Here is an 18,703-nt window from a genome sequence, read left to right as displayed (position 1 = left end):
TCTAAATTATACACTATTTTTTATTTAGTTTTGTTGCCAAACTTTTCAAGAAACTTTACTACCTTTGGCGCAACAACATAAGTACAATATGGATTTTGTGGGTTGTTTTCAAAATAGTTCTGATGATACTCTTCTGCCTCATAAAACTTATCAAGTAACTTAACTTCTGTTACTACATTTATACCTTTAGATTTTAACTCTTCTATTTTTTTTAAAGCTTTTTCTTTTTGGGAATCATCAAGATAAAGTATAATTGAGCGATATTGAGTACCTACATCATTCCCCTGGCGGTTAAGCTGAGTTGGGTCGTGTATTTCAAAAAAAATATCAAGTAATTCATCAAAGCTAATCTCATTTTCATCATAATCTATCATTACAACCTCAGCATGGCCTGTAACTCCAGTGCAAACTTGCTCGTATGTAGGATTTGGACGTCTTCCTCCAGCATACCCAACCACTACATCTCTAACACCTTTTACTCTTCTAAACACTGCATCCAAACACCAAAAACACCCTCCACCAAATACTGCCTTAGCCATTTAAATCCTTCATAATTTTCTCTGCAATACTTTCTTCATCAACTCCTAAAAATTTTTCAACTTCTTTAATATTTCCGTGAGGAATAAATTTATCAGGATATTCAAAACTTTTTATATACTTATGAAGCCTATTAACTTTCGCAAAACTACTTAGCATCTCACCAATTCCCCCAAGCTTTGCATTGTCACTAATTACATACCATTTTTTTGCTTCAAGGCTTTTTAAAAGTTCCTCATCAAAAGGCTTTACAAACCTTAAATCCATAAGCCCTACATCGATTCCTTTGTCTTTTAAAATATTTAAAACTTTATATGCTTTTCCTACTCCATTTCCATATGCAATTAACATAATGTCTTTATTATCAATTAAAATTTCAGCCTCTGCTAGCTTATAATCTTTTGGCTCAAAAATCCCATCCTCAAGCTCAAAAGCACCTCTTGGATACCTAAAAGCAATCGGACCATTATTGAATTCATAAGCAAATTTTACTGCTTTTTTGAGTGTTGCGAAATCTCTTGGGGCAAAAATAGTAATATTTGGTAAAATTCTTAAATATCCAATATCAAAAACTCCCTGATGAGTTTCTCCATCAGCTCCTACAATTCCAGCCCTATCAATTGCAAATCTAACTGGATAATTATCAAGGCACACATCATGTATTACTTGATCATATCCTCTTTGAAGAAAAGTAGAATAAATTGCAACAAATGGTATAAACCCTTCTTTTGCAAGAGGTGCCATTGATGTAACTGCATGCTGTTCGGCAATTCCTACATCCCAAAATCTATCAGGAAATTCTTTCATTAATTCTTTTATACCTGTTCCACTTGGCATTGCAGCAGTAACTCCAACTACTTTTTCATCATTTTTAGCAATTTCAAGTAAAGTATTTGCAAAAACTTTTGTAGCAGTTAGTCCACTTTTTTTAAGAGGTTCTCCTGTAGCTATATCAAATGGTCCAACTCCATGCCAGTGTTCGTAATATCCTTCAGCTTGTTTATACCCTTTTCCTTTTATAGTTTTTGCATGAACTACTATAGGTTTATTTAGATTTTTTGCTATTTTAAAAACTTCAATAATTTCTTCTAAATCATGACCATCAATTGGTCCAATATACTCAAGCCCCATCTCTTCAAAAAAAACTCCATTTACACTAAAAATCTCTTCGAATTTTTTAGCAGCATACCTTACATCTTTTGGAGCAGATTCTAAAAATTTTTTAAATCTTTCTTTAAAACCTTGATAAAATTTTCCAGCTTTAAGTTTGGTTAAATATTTACTAATAGCACCAATCGGTTTTCCTATACTCATTTCATTATCATTTAAAATAATAACTACAGGTAGTTTTAAAAATCCTAGCTCATTCATTGCTTCATAAGCAAGCCCTGCACTCATCGCACCATCACCAATTAAAACAACAGGAATTCTATTTTCTTTTTTTAGTTTTATTGCTTTTGCTGCTCCAACTGCAACAGAAATTGACGTAGAAGAGTGCCCTGCGCTAAAATAATCATATTTACTCTCACAAGGCTTAGTATATCCGCTAATACCTCCAAATTGTCTTAGAGTATCAAAATCATCCCATCTACCAGTTATTAGTTTATGAGCATAAGCTTGATGAGAAACATCAAAAATAAAGGGGTCTTTTTCAACATCAAAAACATAATGCATCCCTATTATAAGCTCTACCGCTCCAAGAGTTGAACTAAGATGGCCTCCTTTACTTGACACAACCTCAAGTATTCTTTTTCTAATATTTTGAGCTAACTCATCTAATTCCTTCAAACTCATTTTCTTCACATCAATAATATCCATTTCTACTCCCGTTATTGGTTATTTGTATATTGGTTATTGGTTATTTGTTAAATAATTTATTACTATTTTTTAGTTTACCAATATACCAATAACTAATACACAAATTAACTATTTATTAAGTACTGCCTCTTTTACTGCTTGAAATCTCTCTTCAATCTCTCCATCAATATTTCCAATATCACTCATAATCACAACTCCACCGACCTTAACTGCTTCATCTGGAATAATTTCAATACCTTTTATATTATCTTTAAGATATTCGGCATCTTTTGGGTTTACTTTTACTTTAACTGTTGATGCATCTTTTAAATCTTGCATAAGTGATTTTGCTAGGCTTAAAGCCACTTCTTTTGAATTTTCACTTAATTCTTTTTGAATTACCTCATTTGCAATATCTAATGCTACTGAAATTAACTCTTTTTCTATTGAATCAAGCTTTTTATTGAAAATTTCACTAATTTGCTCTAGTTTTTTTATTGAGTCTTCATAAAGTTTTTTTGTTTCATCTATTTCTTTAGCATACTTTTGTGTTGCTTCATTTAAACCTTTTTGATATCCTTCATCAAATGCTTCTTTTACTTTCAAAGCATTGTTTTCATGACACTCTTTTATCTGTTTCTCAAACTCCATTTGAGATTTTATTATATTATTTGAAAGTTCTTCTATTTTTTGTAAAAGAGTTTCTACAACTTTATCATTTTGTTCGTTTTCTACTTCTTGAGAGTCTATTGGAGTTTCGGTTTGAGTATTCTCTTTAAAAGTAGAAAAACTTTCAAACTCCTCAACTCCACTACTATCTTCTAGTTCTTTAAAACGATATGGTTTTATTAAATGTCTATCACTTTGCCCGCCGTTTATTATCTTACTCAATTATCTCTTCCTCTGCTCCAATACTTACTTTGCCTTCTTCAGCAAGTTTTTGCACTACTTCTATAACTTTTCTTTGGGCTGCTTCAACTTCTTTTACCTTTACAGGTCCTAAAAACTGCATCTCTTCTTCAAATGCCGCTGCAGCACGTTGAGACATATTAGCAAGAAACTTTTGTTTTAGCTCTTCTGGAGCTCCTTTTAGAGCTACCATTAGAGTATTTTTATCCACTTCTTTTAAAATTTCACGAATAGCAGTATTATCAAGTTTAAGTATATCTTCAAATGTAAACATCTTCTCTTTTATCTCTTCTGCTAATTGATTATTGATTTGTTCAATATATTTTAGCGTAGATTTTGCTGCTTTTTGACCAAGTCTATTAAAAATTTCAGCCACAAACCTAACCCCACCAATTTCAACTTTATAACCAGTAAGAGATTCTAGCTTAGTTTCAAGTATAGCACTAACTTTTTTAATAACATTAGGTGAAATATCACCAAGATTACTCATTCTCATCAAAACTTCAGCCCTAACCTCATCTGGAAAATAACTAAGTGTCTCGGCTGCACTTGTAGGGTCCATATGAGCTAAAATAAGTGCAATTGTTTGAGGGTGTTCGTTTACAATAAAATCAGCAAGTTGTTGTGGTTTAACCTTTTGTAAAAACCCAAAAGTTTGCTCACTTTGAAGTGATTTTGCTAATTTATCCAATACTTTTTTTGCTTCTTCTGGTCCTAATGCTTTATAAAGAATCTCTTTTGCATATTCAAGCCCACCACTTGCAATATATTGATTTGATTGAAAAATCACATAAAATTCTTCCAAAACAGCAGCAGCTACTCCTTTGTCAATCGCTTTTGCTGTTGCAATATATTTTGATATTTCTGTTATTGTATTTACGTCCATATATGAAAAAATTTGAGCTGTTAAATCTTCTCCAAGCTGAATTAATAAAATAGCTATTTTTTCAGCCATTGATAATTCTTCTAAAATTGCCTGTTGTTGAGGGGTAAGTGCCATTATTTATCCTTTATACTTCAGGATGCTCTTCTCTAATTAAGTTCTCAAGAACTTTTGCAACCTGTTCTGGTTGTTCTTCTACCATTTTTGTAACACGTTCTAGCAATACTTCATATTTTAACTCTTCTTCATTTATTTCACCACTTATTCCTAGTTGTTGTTCAACTTTTTCTTTTAATTCTTTTATTTTATCATAAGTTGAATCAAGTTCTTCTTCATCAATAACAACTTCTTGCTTAATAGGTTCTTCTTCTACAACAGGAGTTTCAAGCATTTTTTGAGTAAATGGAGCTATTACTTTCTTATAGAAAATAAACAAAACAACTGCTAAAAATAGATATTTTAGAATTGGTGCAAAAGGTCCTAAATACATTTCTAACATACTCATAACTTTTCCTACAGGGGTTTTTGCACTAGCTGTGGCTAAATGAGTAAATTCAAAACTACTAATACTTACACTATCCCCTCTTTTTATATCAAATCCTATCGCATTTTTTACTAAATTTTCTATATTTTTTAGTTCAACCTCACTTAAAGGAACAAATTCTTTTTTACCATCTTTATTAACTTTATAATGACCATCAACTACCACTGCTGCTGTTATTCTCTTTATTTTTGGAAAAGACTCTTTTACATCCTTAATAGTTGTAGATATTTCGTAGTTTGTTGTGGTTTCACTTTTATTATATTTATCAATTACTTGTCCATTTTTTGTACCTTGAACAGGTCCTATATTACTAACTGCCCCAGGCACTCCCCCAACTTCTTTTGGTTTTGTACCAATTCTACTCTCTTCAATAGTCTGTTCGCTTCTTACCACATTATCAGGTGAATAAATTGTAGATGTTGACTTAACTTTTGAGAAATCAATATCAACACTTACTTTTGCAACTACTTTTCTCTCTCCTCCAACAATTGGTGCAATAAGTGATATTATTTTTTCTTCCAATGCCTTTTCTACCCGTTTTTTGTATAAAAGCTCAGCTTTTAGTAATTCATTATTTTGAGTTAGTTCATCATTCTCACCAAGAGGATTTCCAAACTGGTCTATTATTTTTACATTTTCTGGTTTCAACTTAGGTACAGCTGCAGCCACTAACCATTTTATACCCTGAATTTGTTTTGGCATTAAAATCATATTTGGTCTGAGTTTTATTAAAACAGAAGCAGTTGGTAATACTTGTTTTTCAACAAAAACACTCTCTTTCGGTATTGCTATATTAACTTTAGCTTCTTCAACTGCTGAAATTGATTCAATAGTCCTTGCGAGTTCACCTTCAAGAGCTCTTAAATATTTTACATTTTGTTCAAAATCAGTTGCTCCAAAACTGCTTTTATCAAAAAGCTCAAAACCTACTTTACTTGATTTAGGAAGTCCTTGAGCTGCCACTTCAAGTCTTACTTTTTGAACCATATCTTTTGGGACTTCTATTATCCCATCTTTTGGGATAACATAAGGAATTTGGTGTTTATCTAGATATTGAACAATTAATGCTGCATCTTGAGGTTTTAAATTTTCAAAAAGAATAGCATATCCTGGTTTTTTTGTAGAAGTAGTAGTATTATAAACTACTAAAAAAGTCAAAACCAAAATAACGGCTACAACAGAGCCGATAATAATATATTTTTGTTTTTTATTAAGATGATTAAAAAATTCAATTATCTGCTTAAATAAAGCTTCAAAATTCAACTAAGTTTCCTTAAAATATTTAGTAGTTTATCATTCTCATCAGGCTTTCCTATAGTAATTCTAACTGCATCAAAACCATAGCTAGCCATATCTCTTATAATTATACCTTTTTTTAATAACTCATTTGCGAGTTTTGTAGAATTTGGCACAAAAAGTACAATAAAATTAGTAAAACTATCTATATATTTTAAGCCTTTTTCTTTTGCAAAGTTTATATATTTTTGCATTTCTTTAAAGTTTTCTTCTATTCCTCTTTTTACCCACTCTTTATCTTTTAAAGCACTAACTGCTGCAATAAGTGATAAAGTTGTGATATTAAAAGGCGGTCTTAGTTTATGAAGATTTTTTATAATGAATTCATTCGCAATCCCAAAACCTACCCTCATACCACCAAGTCCATAAGCTTTAGAAAAAGTACCTGTGTATAAAACATTTTTATACTTTAAAATATCTTTTGGTTTTATTTCTTTGTTCTTATCTTTAAAAGAAGCAAATTCTTGATATGCTCCATCAACAACTACTAAAATATTCTCATCAACTTTTTCTATAAACTCAAATACATCTCGTGCGTCTAAACACTCCCCAAGAGGGTTATTAGGTACACATAAAAAAATAATTTCAGGTTTTTCTTTTTTATATATTTCATAAAATTCATCTAAATTGTGTGTTATTGATGGAGTTTTTAAGATTTTAGCATTTACTTGTTTTGAATAAATCTCATACATAGCAAAAGTAATTCCAGCCATCAAAACTTTTTTTGGATTTGCAGCTCTTACAGCAAACTCAAGTACCTGGTCACTCCCTGCACCAATTATAATATTTGACGAATCTATTTCATAATTTTTAGCTAGTTCTTCTTTTAGCTCATAAAAACTATCATCCGGATATCTATGCATAAGATGAGCCAAGTTTTTTACTGCTTCAATCACTTTTGGAGATGGTCCATATGGATTTTCATTACTTGCAAGCTTGATAATATTTTCTGGTTTAATCCCATACTCTCTAACTACAAGCTCAATTGGTTTTCCTGCTTCGTATGTTTTTAGATGAGATAAGTTTTCAAACATTTTCTAGCCTTTTTATTTTGTTTATTAGTTATTTGTGTATTGGTATATTAGGTATTAAAGGTATTAGAGGTATTAGAGGTTTACTAACCTCTACTAACCTCTACAACCTCTACTAACCTTTTTCAGCATTCCATAAGATAACTTCCGAGCCAAATCATATTTTCTTCATTTATAATCTCAGATACACTCTCCTCATCAATATGACCTTCAAAGTCTATATAAAACCAGGTATTAAAAGTATCATCTTTATTCGGCCTACTCTCAATCTTTAATAAATTTATATCTTTTTCTTTAAATTTCTTTAGAAGTTCAAACAAAGCCCCTGATTTATGCGAAGTTTTAGCAATTACAGATGTCTTGTCATTTCCACTTTTGTTTGTTTTAAAATCACTAATAATAATAAACCTAGTCCTATTTGCTTTATTATCTTCTATCTTTTCAAAAAGAAGAGGAATGTTATAAAGTTTTGCTGCAATTTTTGAACATATTGCAGCACCTTCACTGTCTTTCGCAGCAATTTTTGCAGCTTCTGCTGTTGATTTTGTCGGAATAAATTCAACATCCAAAAGCCCATAAGTTTCTAAGAATCCAAGACATTGGTTATACCCTTGAGGATGAGAATAGATCCTTTTTATTTTGCTTATATCCTCACACATAGAAGCAAAAGAGTGATGAATTTCCATACAGATTTCTGCTACTATTTTTACATTATATTTTTTTAGACTATCAAGAGTAATACCTACAACACCCTCTGTGTTATTCTCTATCGGTACTACTCCATATTTTGCTTCTTTCTGTGCAACTGCCTTAAAAACCCCCTCAATATTCATAACAGGCAAATACTTTGCATTTGCACCAAATCTTGATTCTGCTGCTTGATGAGTATAAGTACCTATTGGACCTAGAAAAGCTATTCTCTCTTTTCTCTCAAGACCTCTACTAATAGCAAATATCTCAAGAAAAATTGCTTCAATTTCATCTTTTCCTAAAATTCCGCCTTCTTTTTTTGAAATATTTGTTAGTCTCTCAATTATCTCTTTTTCTCTCTCAGGCCTATAAATAGGAGCATTTGTAGTGTTTTTAAGCTCTCCTACTTTTTTAACAATTTCCATTCTTTTATTAAGAAGCTCTAAAATTTCATTATCAATACTATCAATCTCATCCCTAAGTTTTTTTAATTTATTCTCCATTCTCAACTCTCCACATTTTAGTAATTGGTTATTAGAGGTAATAAAGGTATTAGAGGTATTAGAAGTATTAGAGGTTTACTAATCCCTACTAACCTCTACAACCTTTACTAACCTCTACAACCTTCTTTTAAACACTCCCCTATATTTGTATATATTTCATCTGGTTTTTTAGTAATCTCTTTTTCATTTTTTATTTTTCCGCTTAAAACTAAAACACCTTTTATACCTAAATCCATTGCTGGAAGTATATCACCATACAAATCATCACTGATAATAGTAATTTTATCAAAATTAAGTCCTAAAACTTCACTTGCTTTTTTAAAAAATCTAATAGAAGGCTTTCCTACTATTTCATAATCTTTTCCTGTTGCATATCTTAACATTTCTAAGATTGACCCAAGTCCCGGATACCTTTTATCACCTTTATTATATAAACTAGTTTTATGCATTCCTATTAAACTTGCTCCACTCAAAAGATTTTCAATAATTTTCGCAAACTCATCGTTTGAATAAAGTTTTATGCCTAAAACTACATTTTTAGGATTTTTATAGTCAATTTCATAATTTTTACTCAAGATATTTACAAACTTTTCATTTCCATATGGAGCAATTTTACCCTCAATTACCTCATCTAAAACCATTAACGGGTCTAGATAATTATCAAACTCAAATCCTAAATTTTTAAGATACTCAATAAACTCTTTTGACTCTCTTTTTGTATTATTTGTAAGAAGTATAAAAGGAATATTGTTTTGTTTTAAGTATTTAATAAATTCTATAGCCCCAGGAAGAGGCAAAAAATCTTTATCATCGATTAAAGTTCCTTGAATATCAATAAAATATCCTCTCATACCAAATACTCTAGTTCCTGAGCTATTAAATCTTCAAATGTTTCTCTTTTTCTAATAATTCTATCACTTCCATTTTCTATGGCAACCTCAGCTGGACGCGGACGAGTATTGTAGTTGCTTGACATTGTAAAACCATAAGCACCAGCACTATGAATCACAATCAAATCTCCAGGACTTGTCTTTGGTACTTCTATATCCTTTGCAAAAAAGTCTCCACTCTCACAAATAGGTCCAACTATATTTGCCTTACTTTTTTCTTGTGCTTCACTTAATACTTCAATCTTATGATATGCATTATAAAGACTTGGTCTAATCAAGTCATTCATAGCACCGTCAACAATTACAAATCTTTTATCTCCATTTACTTTTTCATATAAAACTTTACTCAAAAACCATCCGCCATTTCCTACAAGAAATCTACCCGGTTCGCATACTATTGTTACATCAAGTCCTGTGAGTGTACTTAAAATTGCCTGAGCATAGTCATAAGGTTTTATAGTCTCCTCATCTTTATATCTAATACCAAGTCCTCCACCAACATCAAAGAATTTAATATCAATATTTATAGCTCTCAGACTTCTTACTAAATCAGATACAATTTGGCTAGCTTCACGAATTGGCTCAAGTTCTATTAATTGACTACCTATATGAAAATGAATTCCTATAGGATTAAGATTTTTTGATTTTTTAGCATAAATATACATTTTTTTAGCACTCTCTATATCTACACCAAATTTATTTTCATGAAGTCCTGTTGAAATATATGGATGAGTTTTTGGGTCAATATTTGGGTTTACTCTTATTGAAATTCTTGCTTCAATACCTAGTTTTTTTGCTATTTGTTCAATTCTTTCAAGTTCTGCTTCACTTTCAACATTTATCATCAAAACATCTTTAATAAGTGCTTCTTCAATTTCTATATCACTTTTTCCAACTCCACTAAATATTATCTTATACTTATCAACTCCAGCAAGCAGTGCTCTTTTAACCTCACCAATACTTACACAATCCGCCCCGCTTCCAAGGCTCGCAAATTTTTTAATAACTGATAAGTTTGAATTAGCTTTAACTGCATATGCAATTATGCTTTTTCTAGCTTTAAAAGCTTTTTTAAGTTCTAAAAACTGTTTTTCAAAATGATCAAAGTCATAAACATATAAAGGGGTACTATATTTATCAGCTAACTCTTTAAAATTCATTATTTCTCCTTAATATATAAAAATCTATTGCTAAAACTAAAACAAAAGGCAATATTAAAACATAAAAGGCAAGTATTCCTTGTTTTGCAAACTTAAATAATAAAAGTTCACTTGCCCATAAAAAAATTGAAAAAGTAACAGATTTTATCATAAAAAGAGATATATTTGAAACTCTAATATGAATAGGCGCAACTACAAAAATATACACAATAAAAGCTATCATCATAAGAGGTGTAAAAATTTTAAAAAAAACAATAGAAAGAATTTTATTAAAATCTATATCCTTAAAGTATCTAATAGTCAAATAAGCATCATAAAAAGATATGTTATCAAGAGTTTTAAGATTTGAAAGTATTTTGGGTTTAAAGTTTTTAAGAAATGAAATTTTTCCATTAAATTTTTGCCATTTATTATCTTTTAAAACTAAAATTTCCGAAGCAATTGAATGCCATTCATTATTTCTAAAGACTGCTTTTTTTGTACTTATAACTTTTACTACTTTTGAATTAACTATCTCAAATACTTTTACATCGTAAGCAATTTTAAGAATAGGATTTAGTTCTTTAATAAACACAATATTGTTATTAAATTTTAAGAAAAGATTTTTATTTTTTAGGTTCATATTGTTTTTAATAGCCTGAGCATACTGATTGGCATATGTTATTTTTGTACATTGAGCTAAACTCATAATAATAAAAACAAAAAAAGCACTCAAAAAAAAAGGTTTTATAAGTTTCCTAGGTAAAAAGCCAAGAGAATAAAAACTAACTAATTCATTAAACTTTATCATAGAATTCAATGTAATTAAAAATGAAAAAATCAAAGCTAAAGGATAAATCACAAATAGCGAATATAAAAACATATAAAAAACATACAAAACTTGAAGGTTTGAAGATGGTGGGAGTTTTGAAAAATTAAAAGAAAAATCTACTACTACAAATAGAGAGCAAAGTCCTATCAACACTATCAAAAAATTTTTTAGATATTTTTTCAAAAGATACCCAAAATACAATTACAATCCTTATTTAAAGTTAAAAATTAAAAGTGTAAAGTGAAAAATTTAGGTTTAATTTTTTACTTTAGCTTCATTTTCCACTTTTAATTTTTTATTTTTCACTTTATTAACTGCATCCTTTTCTGCTAAAACGACTTGGTGCGTTTTTTATATCTTTTATCGCTTCTTTAATTAAAAGAAAAAGCTCTTTTAAACATTCAAATTCATCTTTTTTAAAATCACTTAACACATGGTTTATAACTTCTTCTTTTCTTTCAGGTCTACCCACACCTACTCTCACCCTGTAATAATCATTACCTATGTGAGCATCAATAGATTTTAAGCCATTGTGACCACCACTTCCACCACCTCTTTTAAACTTAAGTGCTCCAAGTTTTAAATCAATATCATCATGAATCACAATTATATTTTCATTTGAAATTTTATAAAATTCTTTTACTAAGACTACTGATTCTCCTGATAAATTCATAAAAGTATTTGGTTTTAAAAAAAGAAAGTCTTCTGATTTAAAAAGTTCTCCTTTAAATTTTGAAGAAATTTTAGAAGCTCTAAACTCATCTATTAAGTAATCTACTGCCAAGAAACCTATATTATGACGATTAAATTCATACTTTTTTCCAGGATTTCCAAGTCCTACTATTAATTTTACACTTTTCATTTTTCACTTCTTACTTTTTACTTTTCATTTTCCCCAAGAGGAGGGGATGAAGATTATTTAGCTTTAATTACACCAACTACTGGAATTGAAGGGTTTAAGAAGCAATTAACTCCCTCTGGCATTTCGATATCTCTAATTAAGATATTATCACCTACATCAAGATCTGTTACATCAAGTTCAAAGAAATCAGGTAAGTTTTCTGGAGTTGACTTAACTTTAATTCTTCTTCTATGATATACAAGTACACCTTTGTTTTTAAGACCTTTTGGTGTTCCTTTTACTTTAATTGGAACATAAAAGTATTGTTTTACACCATCTTGAGCCACTAATAAATCTACATGTAGTAAATCACCAGTTACTGGGTCTTTTTGATACTCTTGAACTACTACTTTAAATTCTTTACCACCTACTTTTACAGGGAAAATTAAATGTTCTTTATTTCTCATATATTTAATAAAGTCACCTTTTCTGAATGCAGCATTTATGTTTTCTACACCTCTACCATAAATGTTTGCAATCAGATAACCATCTCTTCTAAGCTTTTTAGTTGCAGACTTAGAAGTACTCTCTCTGATTATTCCTTCAAGCATAATATCTCCTTTAGTTTTTTAGAAATGAAATTATATCATAAAACAATAGTTTTTCAATCATTTTTAAGTTCAATAAAACTTGAATTAGTTTTTTCACCACTCTTCATTTTTTGTTCTTTGAGTTTAAGTTTTAAATCATCTTTACTTGTTGCATACTCTAACGCTACCTCTTCTGAAACTATATTATTAAGCACTAAATCAACTAAATGCTGATCAAAGCTTTGAGTACCATATATAAGTTTACCTTCTTCAAGTGCATCTTTGATTTCTTGGTCTCTACTTTGTAAAATCATATCCCTAATTCTTGGAGTTGCAACTAAAATTTCCATAGCTGCCACTCTTTTTCCATTAATAGTAGGTACTAGTCTTTGAGAAATAATTCCTTTAAGCACTGATGAAAGTACTAGTCTTATTCTTTGTTGCTCGTCTGCTGGAAAAACTCCAATAATTCTATTAATAGTTTCTTTTGCATCAAGAGTATGCAAAGTAGAAAGTACTAGATGACCAGTCTCTGCTGCGTGAAGCGCAATCTCTATAGTTTCTCTATCTCTCATCTCACCTACTAAAATTATATCTGGGTCTTCTCTCAAAGATGCACGTAAAGCATTACTAAAGCTTAACGTATCCTCTCCTATGCTTCTTTGATTTATTAATGATTTTTTGTCTTTATGAATAAACTCCACAGGGTCTTCAATAGTAATTATATGTTTTGCTTTTTTTTCATTTATTTCATTTATAATTGCTGCAAGAGTAGTTGACTTACCGCTACCAGTAACCCCTGTCACTAATACAAGACCTCTTTCAATTTCCGTAAACTTCTTTACAGTTTCTGGAAATTTAAGTTCACTTAAAGTTGGTATTTTAAGTGGAATTACCCTAAATACAATTGATGGTCCGTCAACTTGAAAAAACGCATTTGCTCTAAAACGATAATTTTCATCAAGCTTATAAGAAAAATCTATCTCTTTTTCTCTTACTAACTCTTCAAATCTACTTCTTAAAAGTTCTTTTAATAAACCAATAACTTCTTCACGTGTTAGTTTAGGAGACTCTACTTTATATAATACTCCATTAATCCTAGCCCTAATTCCTAGTCCAGCTTTTATATGAAGGTCACTTCCTTCATTTTTAATAAGAGTATAGAGGTATTTATTTAGGTCTTCTTTTGTCATTACTATGCCTTAATAGAACTTAACATATCCTCAAATGCCTTATCGAAAGCTTTCACTCCCTCATCAAATAATTCTTGATAAACTTTTTGAAGACTAATTCCCGCAGGTGTTAAAAAGCTAAAAAATGCATCAATATGTTTTGTTTGAAAATTAAATGATTCTTCTAGTTCTTTATCTTTTATCTCTTCAATTACATCAAGAGGCAATGTAAGTACTGAATGAGGAAGATATAAATTTTGCACATAATAGTCTTTTGGTAAGTATTCTTGTTTTACACCAGTTGAAGCAAACAGAGTTCTTATATTTTCAAAACCAGCTGCTTCTATTTGATTATAAATTTTTATTGCATTAAAAAAACCTACTCTATCTTTTGCAAGATTTTGCATTGCAAGATCATTATTTAATTTTCTATCAAACCTACTAACAAATACAGAAATAACCCCTGCAATATCTCCTTTACTCATTGCTTCAAGTGTTCTCATAGCCTGATTTGGAGAAAAAATTAAAGTTGCATTGATATTTATTCCTCTTTTAGCAAGTTCTTCTATAGCTTTATATCCAGCTTCATTTGCTGGAATTTTTATCATTACATTTTCCCTCCCTATTTTATCATATAGTCTTAACGCTTCATCAATAGTTCCATTAGCGTCATTAATTAATCTCGGATCAACCTCAATACTTGCATACCCATCATTTCCATCTTTATATAAAGGTTCAAGAATATCACAAGCTTTTTGAATGTCTTTAACTGCTATCTCTTCATAAATTTCTTTAGCACTTTTTCCTTTTAGTTTCTCAATATCTTCTTTATATACATCTTTTTTTAAGGCATTTGCAAAAATAGCAGGATTACTTGTAAGACCATTTACTAAACCATTTTCCACCCACTCTTTAAAAGTCGTATCTAAAAATTCTCTATCAAGATAATCAACCCAAATACTAGTCATTTTCACTCCTTTTATTTAAATTTGGACATCAAATACTTAACTCTCTATTATTTTCTTTTATCTTTTCACCTCTTCTATAAAAATTCCAAAATTTTTGTTAAATCTTTTTCTTCTATAATAATGTTAGCATGTTTTTTTAAAATTTCTTTTGCACAAAAAGCGACTCTAGTTCCTGCATACTCAAACATACTTAAATCATTTGCACCATCACCAACAACCATAGTTTCTTCAGGAGTTACTCCTAATATATTTTGAATTCTTTTTAGCATATCACCTTTTGAATGAGAAAACATCATCTCCCCACCAACAAGTCCAGTTAATATCCCATTTTTTGAATGCAGCTTATTACTAAAATCAGCGTCAAAACCTAAAACTTCTCTTGCATAGCTTGTAGCATTTCTAAATCCACCGCTAAATACCATAACCTTTACGCCATTCTTTTTTAAAGCTTTGATAATCTCATCAGCACCCGGCATAAATGGAAGATTACGACATATTTCATCTACTTTTTTTTCTTCCAAACCTTCAAGCAGTTTTACTCTCATTATAAGTGATTCAAAAAAATCAAGCTCACCTTTCATAGCCATCTCAGTAATAGATGCTACTTTTTCTTTAAGTCCAAGAGGTTCAGCTAAAAAATCAATAGTCTCTCCATCCATTAAAGTTGAGTCAAAATCAAATACAGCAAGCTTCATTCATCTCCTTTTTTATAAAATTTTATCAAAGAATACTACCATTTATATAATTTATGCTAAAATTCTCTAAAAAAGGATTGATTATGGGTGTTAGTACTTGGCAAATCATTGTTATTTTATTAGTGGTATTATTACTTTTTGGTGGTAAAAAAATCCCAGAACTTGCAAGTGGCCTTGGAAAAGGTATAAAAAACTTTAAAGATGCGGTAAAAGAAGGTGAAGAAGGTGCTGATGTAAAAACAGCTCAAACAGATAAAATAGAAAATCAAACAACTACAACAAACTCTACAACAACAAAAGAAAAAAATGCTTGAAGATATTAAGCCTCATATAGCTGAGCTTCGCTCTCGGCTTATAAAAATAGTAATTATTTATTTTCTATTCTTTTTTGTGGCATTTATGTTCTGGAAAGATATATTTACCTGGATGAGCCAGCCACTGCTTGAAGCATTACAGCTTAAAAAAGAAAGCAAAATAATCTTTACAGGACTTGCTGAGCCATTTTTTACAGCAGTAAAGATTTCGCTTTTTGCTGGGCTCTTTTTAGGTTTACCATTTATTCTTTATCAAATTTGGGCTTTCATAGCCCCTGGACTATATGACCATGAAAAAAAATTAATACTCCCATTTGTATTTTGGGGTACTGTTATGTTCGTATTAGGTGCTGCGTTTGCTTATTATGTCGTATTTCCGGTTGGATTTAAGATGCTAATAACATTTGGTGGAAGTGAGTTTACTGCAATGCCAAAAATGAGTGAATATGTAAGCTTTTTTGGTAAGCTTATGCTTGGATTTGGTATTGCATTTGAAATGCCGGTAGTTACATATTTTCTGGCAAAGCTCGGTCTTGTAACTGATAAAACTCTAAAAGATTTCTCAAGATACGCTATTGTTATTATTTTTATTCTTGCAGCTATTTTGACTCCTCCTGATTTATTCTCTCAGCTTGCAATGGCAGCACCTTTACTTGTTCTTTATGGTGTCTCTATATTAATTGCTAAGGTAGTAAATCCAGAAAAAGAAGAAACTCAGCAAAACTAATTACTACTTATCTTCTCTTTCTTTTCTATTAGTTAATGTTGTAGAAGTATTAGAAGTATTATTTTATGAGTATTAAAGGTATTAGAGGTATTAGGGGTTTCATACCAATTGAAAATTGAAAATAGAAAAACTTGCCCGACTTGAAGCTAGTCTGGATGGGAAATTAAAAATATTGGATTTATGTCACTTATGTAAGATTTTTTATTATCCAATCATATTAAAATTGGTATAACCTCTACAACCTCTATAACCCATACCAACCCACACTAACCCATACTAACCTATATTAACCCCTATTAACCCTTAATAACCTTTACAACCTCTACCAATCTTTTTATCTCAATTTCCAATCCCATATAATTTTTTATAAAATTAACCACTAACAAATCTTTAGTTATATTGACTTAAATAAAATAAAGTGTTATAATTACAAAAAATAATGAGGAGGGGCGCAATGGTAATCAAAAAAGAAGCAGCAAAAATTATATTAGAACTATTAAATAGTAACACAAAAACAATAAAAACAGAAGATCTAAACAATGAAGCACTTGAAGTGTTAAATTTAAGTGGAATTATTAGATACCCTATGCCAGCAGTAGCTGAGTTTACATACGGAGGACAAATTGTAGCTGATGTATTAAATAGAGTAAAAGACAATATTCAAAATATTGATGAATGGAAAGATAACTTTAAATGGGTTAGCAGTGAAGTTATCGCAATGATAGACGCTAGCATAAAAAACAAAAATAAAACTACTAAAATTTCAAATGAAGAACTAGAAAAAAGAGGATTTGCAAAGAATGGTGAACTAACAAAAGAAGCACTAGATTTATATGAAGCATACAAAATTATAAATCCAGAACTTGCAATTGATGCTAGCTTAGCTGAATATATCAGAAAATCTCCTACAGGGCCAACTGATGCACACTATCTTCCAGTTGAAGGAAACAAAAAAGATTTACTTGAAGCTATGAGAATAGTTGCATATTCGATTCCTTATGGAGACTATTTTACATTTACTGAACTCGGACAAGCAATAAAAAACACCTTAATTTATGGTGGATGGGCAAGTGAAGGAAGTGTGCTTGATCTCTCAATACTAGAAGATATTGCAAAAGTTGCTGACGGAGAGGAAATTGATATTGATTCTTTAGCAAATCTTGAAAGCTTAGGATATATTGCTGATATTGATAACCTTACAAAAGCTGGTGAATATGCTCTTGAAGTTTATAGAATTTACAAAGATAAAAACGAATTACCTCTAAAAACTTTTGCAATTACTAAAGAAGAAATAGAAACTTTAAAAACAATCAAAAAAATATGGGATGAAAAAGTACCAAACAATCCAGAAGAAACACCAACATTTGATGAAATTAAAGCTGAACTAATTGATAGAAAAGTTAAAGAGTATAAAAAAATAATCGAAAAATACGGCAAAAGACTAAATGAAATGCCAAAAACAAAGCAAATTATTGCTAAAAAATTCCAAGATTTAGAAGACAAGAAAAAATGGTTTGATGAAAACTTTGATCTTAGAGAATATCTATACAGCCTTGAAGCATTTGGCTTAATTACTGAAGGTATTGATGAAAAAGGAAAAGCAGTATACTTTGTGACTCCTGATGGCGAGAGAGTAATTGAAGATCAAAAAGACGAAAGAGCTATTACAAGTAGTGCTGTTAAAACTCTTGCAATTTCAAATAAAATATTTAGCGCCCCAAACAGAGAATGGATTGAAGAGGCAAGACGTGCGAGAATTTTAGGAACTTATGAACCAAGCAAATCAGGACTGCTTTACGAAGAACTTACAACTCATAAAAAGTTACCATTTATGACAAAATATGAAATGGTTATTTTCAAAATGATTCCTGAGAGCGGTATTACTTGTGAAAATATACTTGAAGGCAAAGATGAAGATGAAAAAAGAAAAATCCTTGAAGCAATTGACAAACTTGAAGCAAAAGGATTTATCGAAGTATTACCAGATGGTCACATAATCGAGACTGAATATGGAAAAATGATGGATGAGGCTATGAGTGGAGTGCCTGAAGGTTTTGGAGCACCTATCAATCCTACAATCTATAGAGTAGTAAAAGCAATAGCTGAGAGTGGAAGTATGTATGTAAAAGAGAAAAAAGTAAGAATCCTGCCTGAAAATATAAAAGAAGCTATCAAAAAATCAGGTCTATCTAAAGAAACATTCGAAAAAGCATATATTGCTGCAAGAGAAGCTAAATACCTTGGAAGAAATAGCGTAAATGAAGCAGGGCTTCTTATGCTAAAAGCAGTAGAGGCTTTAAACTCTTAAGCCTCTTTTATTTTGATGGTAATATACCTCTACTAAT

Annotated in this window: 18 protein-coding genes; 3 read left to right on the top strand and 15 right to left on the bottom strand. The window is 30.3% G+C overall.

The window, feature by feature from the left end; genetic code table 11:
- Positions 1-20 precede the first annotated feature (20 nt).
- From msrA to serB, 15 genes are all read right to left on the bottom strand, one after another.
- Positions 21-539 (bottom strand): peptide-methionine (S)-S-oxide reductase MsrA, encoded by a 519-nt coding sequence (gene msrA, locus ACYQ1U_RS00855; protein WP_459883323.1) that lies wholly within the window; start codon positions 537-539, stop codon positions 21-23.
- Complete coding sequence (gene dxs / locus ACYQ1U_RS00850; RefSeq protein ID WP_459883322.1) at positions 532-2,355, bottom strand: 1-deoxy-D-xylulose-5-phosphate synthase; 1,824 nt, start codon at positions 2,353-2,355, stop codon at positions 532-534. Before dxs ends, msrA begins: the two co-directional genes overlap by 8 nt.
- A gap of 108 nt (positions 2,356-2,463) precedes the next feature.
- Complete coding sequence (gene fliH / locus ACYQ1U_RS00845) at positions 2,464-3,225, bottom strand: flagellar assembly protein FliH (protein ID WP_459883320.1); 762 nt, start codon at positions 3,223-3,225, stop codon at positions 2,464-2,466.
- A complete protein-coding gene (gene fliG / locus ACYQ1U_RS00840) occupies positions 3,218-4,243 on the bottom strand; it encodes a flagellar motor switch protein FliG (RefSeq protein WP_459883318.1) in 1,026 nt (341 codons plus the stop codon). The genes fliH and fliG overlap by 8 nt, the downstream gene beginning before the upstream one ends.
- 10 nt (positions 4,244-4,253) lie before the next feature.
- Positions 4,254-5,933 carry a flagellar basal-body MS-ring/collar protein FliF gene (gene fliF, locus ACYQ1U_RS00835; RefSeq protein ID WP_459883317.1) on the bottom strand — a complete coding sequence of 560 codons (1,680 nt, stop codon included), beginning with the start codon at positions 5,931-5,933 and terminating at the stop codon, positions 4,254-4,256.
- Positions 5,930-7,000 (bottom strand): histidinol-phosphate transaminase, encoded by a 1,071-nt coding sequence (hisC, locus tag ACYQ1U_RS00830; protein ID WP_459883316.1) that lies wholly within the window; start codon positions 6,998-7,000, stop codon positions 5,930-5,932. Before hisC ends, fliF begins: the two co-directional genes overlap by 4 nt.
- A 122-nt stretch (positions 7,001-7,122) precedes the next feature.
- Positions 7,123-8,190 (bottom strand): prephenate dehydratase, encoded by a 1,068-nt coding sequence (gene pheA / locus ACYQ1U_RS00825; protein ID WP_459883315.1) that lies wholly within the window; start codon positions 8,188-8,190, stop codon positions 7,123-7,125.
- A 107-nt stretch (positions 8,191-8,297) separates the two neighbouring features.
- Entirely contained in the window at positions 8,298-9,041 is a 744-nt protein-coding gene (locus tag ACYQ1U_RS00820) for an HAD-IIA family hydrolase (RefSeq protein ID WP_459883314.1), read from the bottom strand.
- On the bottom strand, positions 9,038-10,240 hold the full coding sequence (gene lysA / locus ACYQ1U_RS00815) for a diaminopimelate decarboxylase (protein WP_459883312.1): 1,203 nt from the start codon (positions 10,238-10,240) through the stop codon (positions 9,038-9,040). The genes ACYQ1U_RS00820 and lysA overlap by 4 nt, the downstream gene beginning before the upstream one ends.
- Positions 10,230-11,252, bottom strand: coding sequence for an LptF/LptG family permease (locus ACYQ1U_RS00810; RefSeq protein WP_459883311.1), 1,023 nt, complete (start codon positions 11,250-11,252; stop codon positions 10,230-10,232). Before ACYQ1U_RS00810 ends, lysA begins: the two co-directional genes overlap by 11 nt.
- A gap of 109 nt (positions 11,253-11,361) precedes the next feature.
- Positions 11,362-11,913 carry an aminoacyl-tRNA hydrolase gene (pth, locus tag ACYQ1U_RS00805; protein WP_459883310.1) on the bottom strand — a complete coding sequence of 184 codons (552 nt, stop codon included), beginning with the start codon at positions 11,911-11,913 and terminating at the stop codon, positions 11,362-11,364.
- A gap of 53 nt (positions 11,914-11,966) precedes the next feature.
- Positions 11,967-12,503: a 50S ribosomal protein L25/general stress protein Ctc gene (locus ACYQ1U_RS00800; protein ID WP_459883308.1), complete on the bottom strand. Its 537-nt coding sequence runs from the start codon at positions 12,501-12,503 to the stop codon at positions 11,967-11,969.
- A 53-nt stretch (positions 12,504-12,556) separates the two neighbouring features.
- Positions 12,557-13,675: a type IV pilus twitching motility protein PilT gene (locus tag ACYQ1U_RS00795; protein ID WP_459883306.1), complete on the bottom strand. Its 1,119-nt coding sequence runs from the start codon at positions 13,673-13,675 to the stop codon at positions 12,557-12,559.
- A 2-nt stretch (positions 13,676-13,677) separates the two neighbouring features.
- Entirely contained in the window at positions 13,678-14,622 is a 945-nt protein-coding gene (locus ACYQ1U_RS00790; protein ID WP_459883305.1) for a transaldolase, read from the bottom strand.
- Positions 14,623-14,696: 74 nt separating this feature from the next.
- Positions 14,697-15,317 (bottom strand): phosphoserine phosphatase SerB, encoded by a 621-nt coding sequence (gene serB / locus ACYQ1U_RS00785; protein ID WP_459883303.1) that lies wholly within the window; start codon positions 15,315-15,317, stop codon positions 14,697-14,699.
- Positions 15,318-15,400: 83 nt separating this feature from the next.
- Between serB and tatA the strand changes: the two genes are divergently transcribed.
- The 3 genes from tatA to ACYQ1U_RS00770 all read left to right on the top strand — a co-directional run bounded on the left by tatA (position 15,401) and on the right by ACYQ1U_RS00770 (position 18,666).
- Positions 15,401-15,631, top strand: a complete 231-nt coding sequence (gene tatA / locus ACYQ1U_RS00780; RefSeq protein WP_459883301.1) for a twin-arginine translocase TatA/TatE family subunit — start codon at positions 15,401-15,403, stop codon at positions 15,629-15,631.
- Positions 15,624-16,358 carry a twin-arginine translocase subunit TatC gene (tatC, locus tag ACYQ1U_RS00775; protein ID WP_459883299.1) on the top strand — a complete coding sequence of 245 codons (735 nt, stop codon included), beginning with the start codon at positions 15,624-15,626 and terminating at the stop codon, positions 16,356-16,358. Before tatA ends, tatC begins: the two co-directional genes overlap by 8 nt.
- A gap of 454 nt (positions 16,359-16,812) precedes the next feature.
- Positions 16,813-18,666, top strand: a complete 1,854-nt coding sequence (locus ACYQ1U_RS00770) for a DUF505 domain-containing protein (protein WP_459883297.1) — start codon at positions 16,813-16,815, stop codon at positions 18,664-18,666.
- Positions 18,667-18,703 lie beyond the last annotated feature (37 nt).

This window comes from Caminibacter profundus (genome assembly GCF_054657155.1).
Note: the sequence above shows the minus strand (reverse complement) of the source record. Positions and strands in the feature narration are given on the sequence as shown.

Coding starts and splice junctions, on each gene's coding strand:
- lysA (WP_459883312.1), bottom strand. CDS start 10,240: ATGAATTTTAAAGAGTTAGCTGATAAATATAGTACCCCTTTATATGTT.
- serB (WP_459883303.1), bottom strand. CDS start 15,317: ATGAAGCTTGCTGTATTTGATTTTGACTCAACTTTAATGGATGGAGAG.
- hisC (WP_459883316.1), bottom strand. CDS start 7,000: ATGTTTGAAAACTTATCTCATCTAAAAACATACGAAGCAGGAAAACCA.
- ACYQ1U_RS00800 (WP_459883308.1), bottom strand. CDS start 12,503: ATGCTTGAAGGAATAATCAGAGAGAGTACTTCTAAGTCTGCAACTAAA.
- pheA (WP_459883315.1), bottom strand. CDS start 8,190: ATGGAGAATAAATTAAAAAAACTTAGGGATGAGATTGATAGTATTGAT.
- ACYQ1U_RS00770 (WP_459883297.1), top strand. CDS start 16,813: ATGGTAATCAAAAAAGAAGCAGCAAAAATTATATTAGAACTATTAAAT.
- pth (WP_459883310.1), bottom strand. CDS start 11,913: ATGAAAAGTGTAAAATTAATAGTAGGACTTGGAAATCCTGGAAAAAAG.
- ACYQ1U_RS00790 (WP_459883305.1), bottom strand. CDS start 14,622: ATGACTAGTATTTGGGTTGATTATCTTGATAGAGAATTTTTAGATACG.
- fliG (WP_459883318.1), bottom strand. CDS start 4,243: ATGGCACTTACCCCTCAACAACAGGCAATTTTAGAAGAATTATCAATG.
- tatA (WP_459883301.1), top strand. CDS start 15,401: ATGGGTGTTAGTACTTGGCAAATCATTGTTATTTTATTAGTGGTATTA.
- dxs (WP_459883322.1), bottom strand. CDS start 2,355: ATGGATATTATTGATGTGAAGAAAATGAGTTTGAAGGAATTAGATGAG.
- ACYQ1U_RS00795 (WP_459883306.1), bottom strand. CDS start 13,675: ATGACAAAAGAAGACCTAAATAAATACCTCTATACTCTTATTAAAAAT.
- ACYQ1U_RS00820 (WP_459883314.1), bottom strand. CDS start 9,041: ATGAGAGGATATTTTATTGATATTCAAGGAACTTTAATCGATGATAAA.
- msrA (WP_459883323.1), bottom strand. CDS start 539: ATGGCTAAGGCAGTATTTGGTGGAGGGTGTTTTTGGTGTTTGGATGCA.
- tatC (WP_459883299.1), top strand. CDS start 15,624: ATGCTTGAAGATATTAAGCCTCATATAGCTGAGCTTCGCTCTCGGCTT.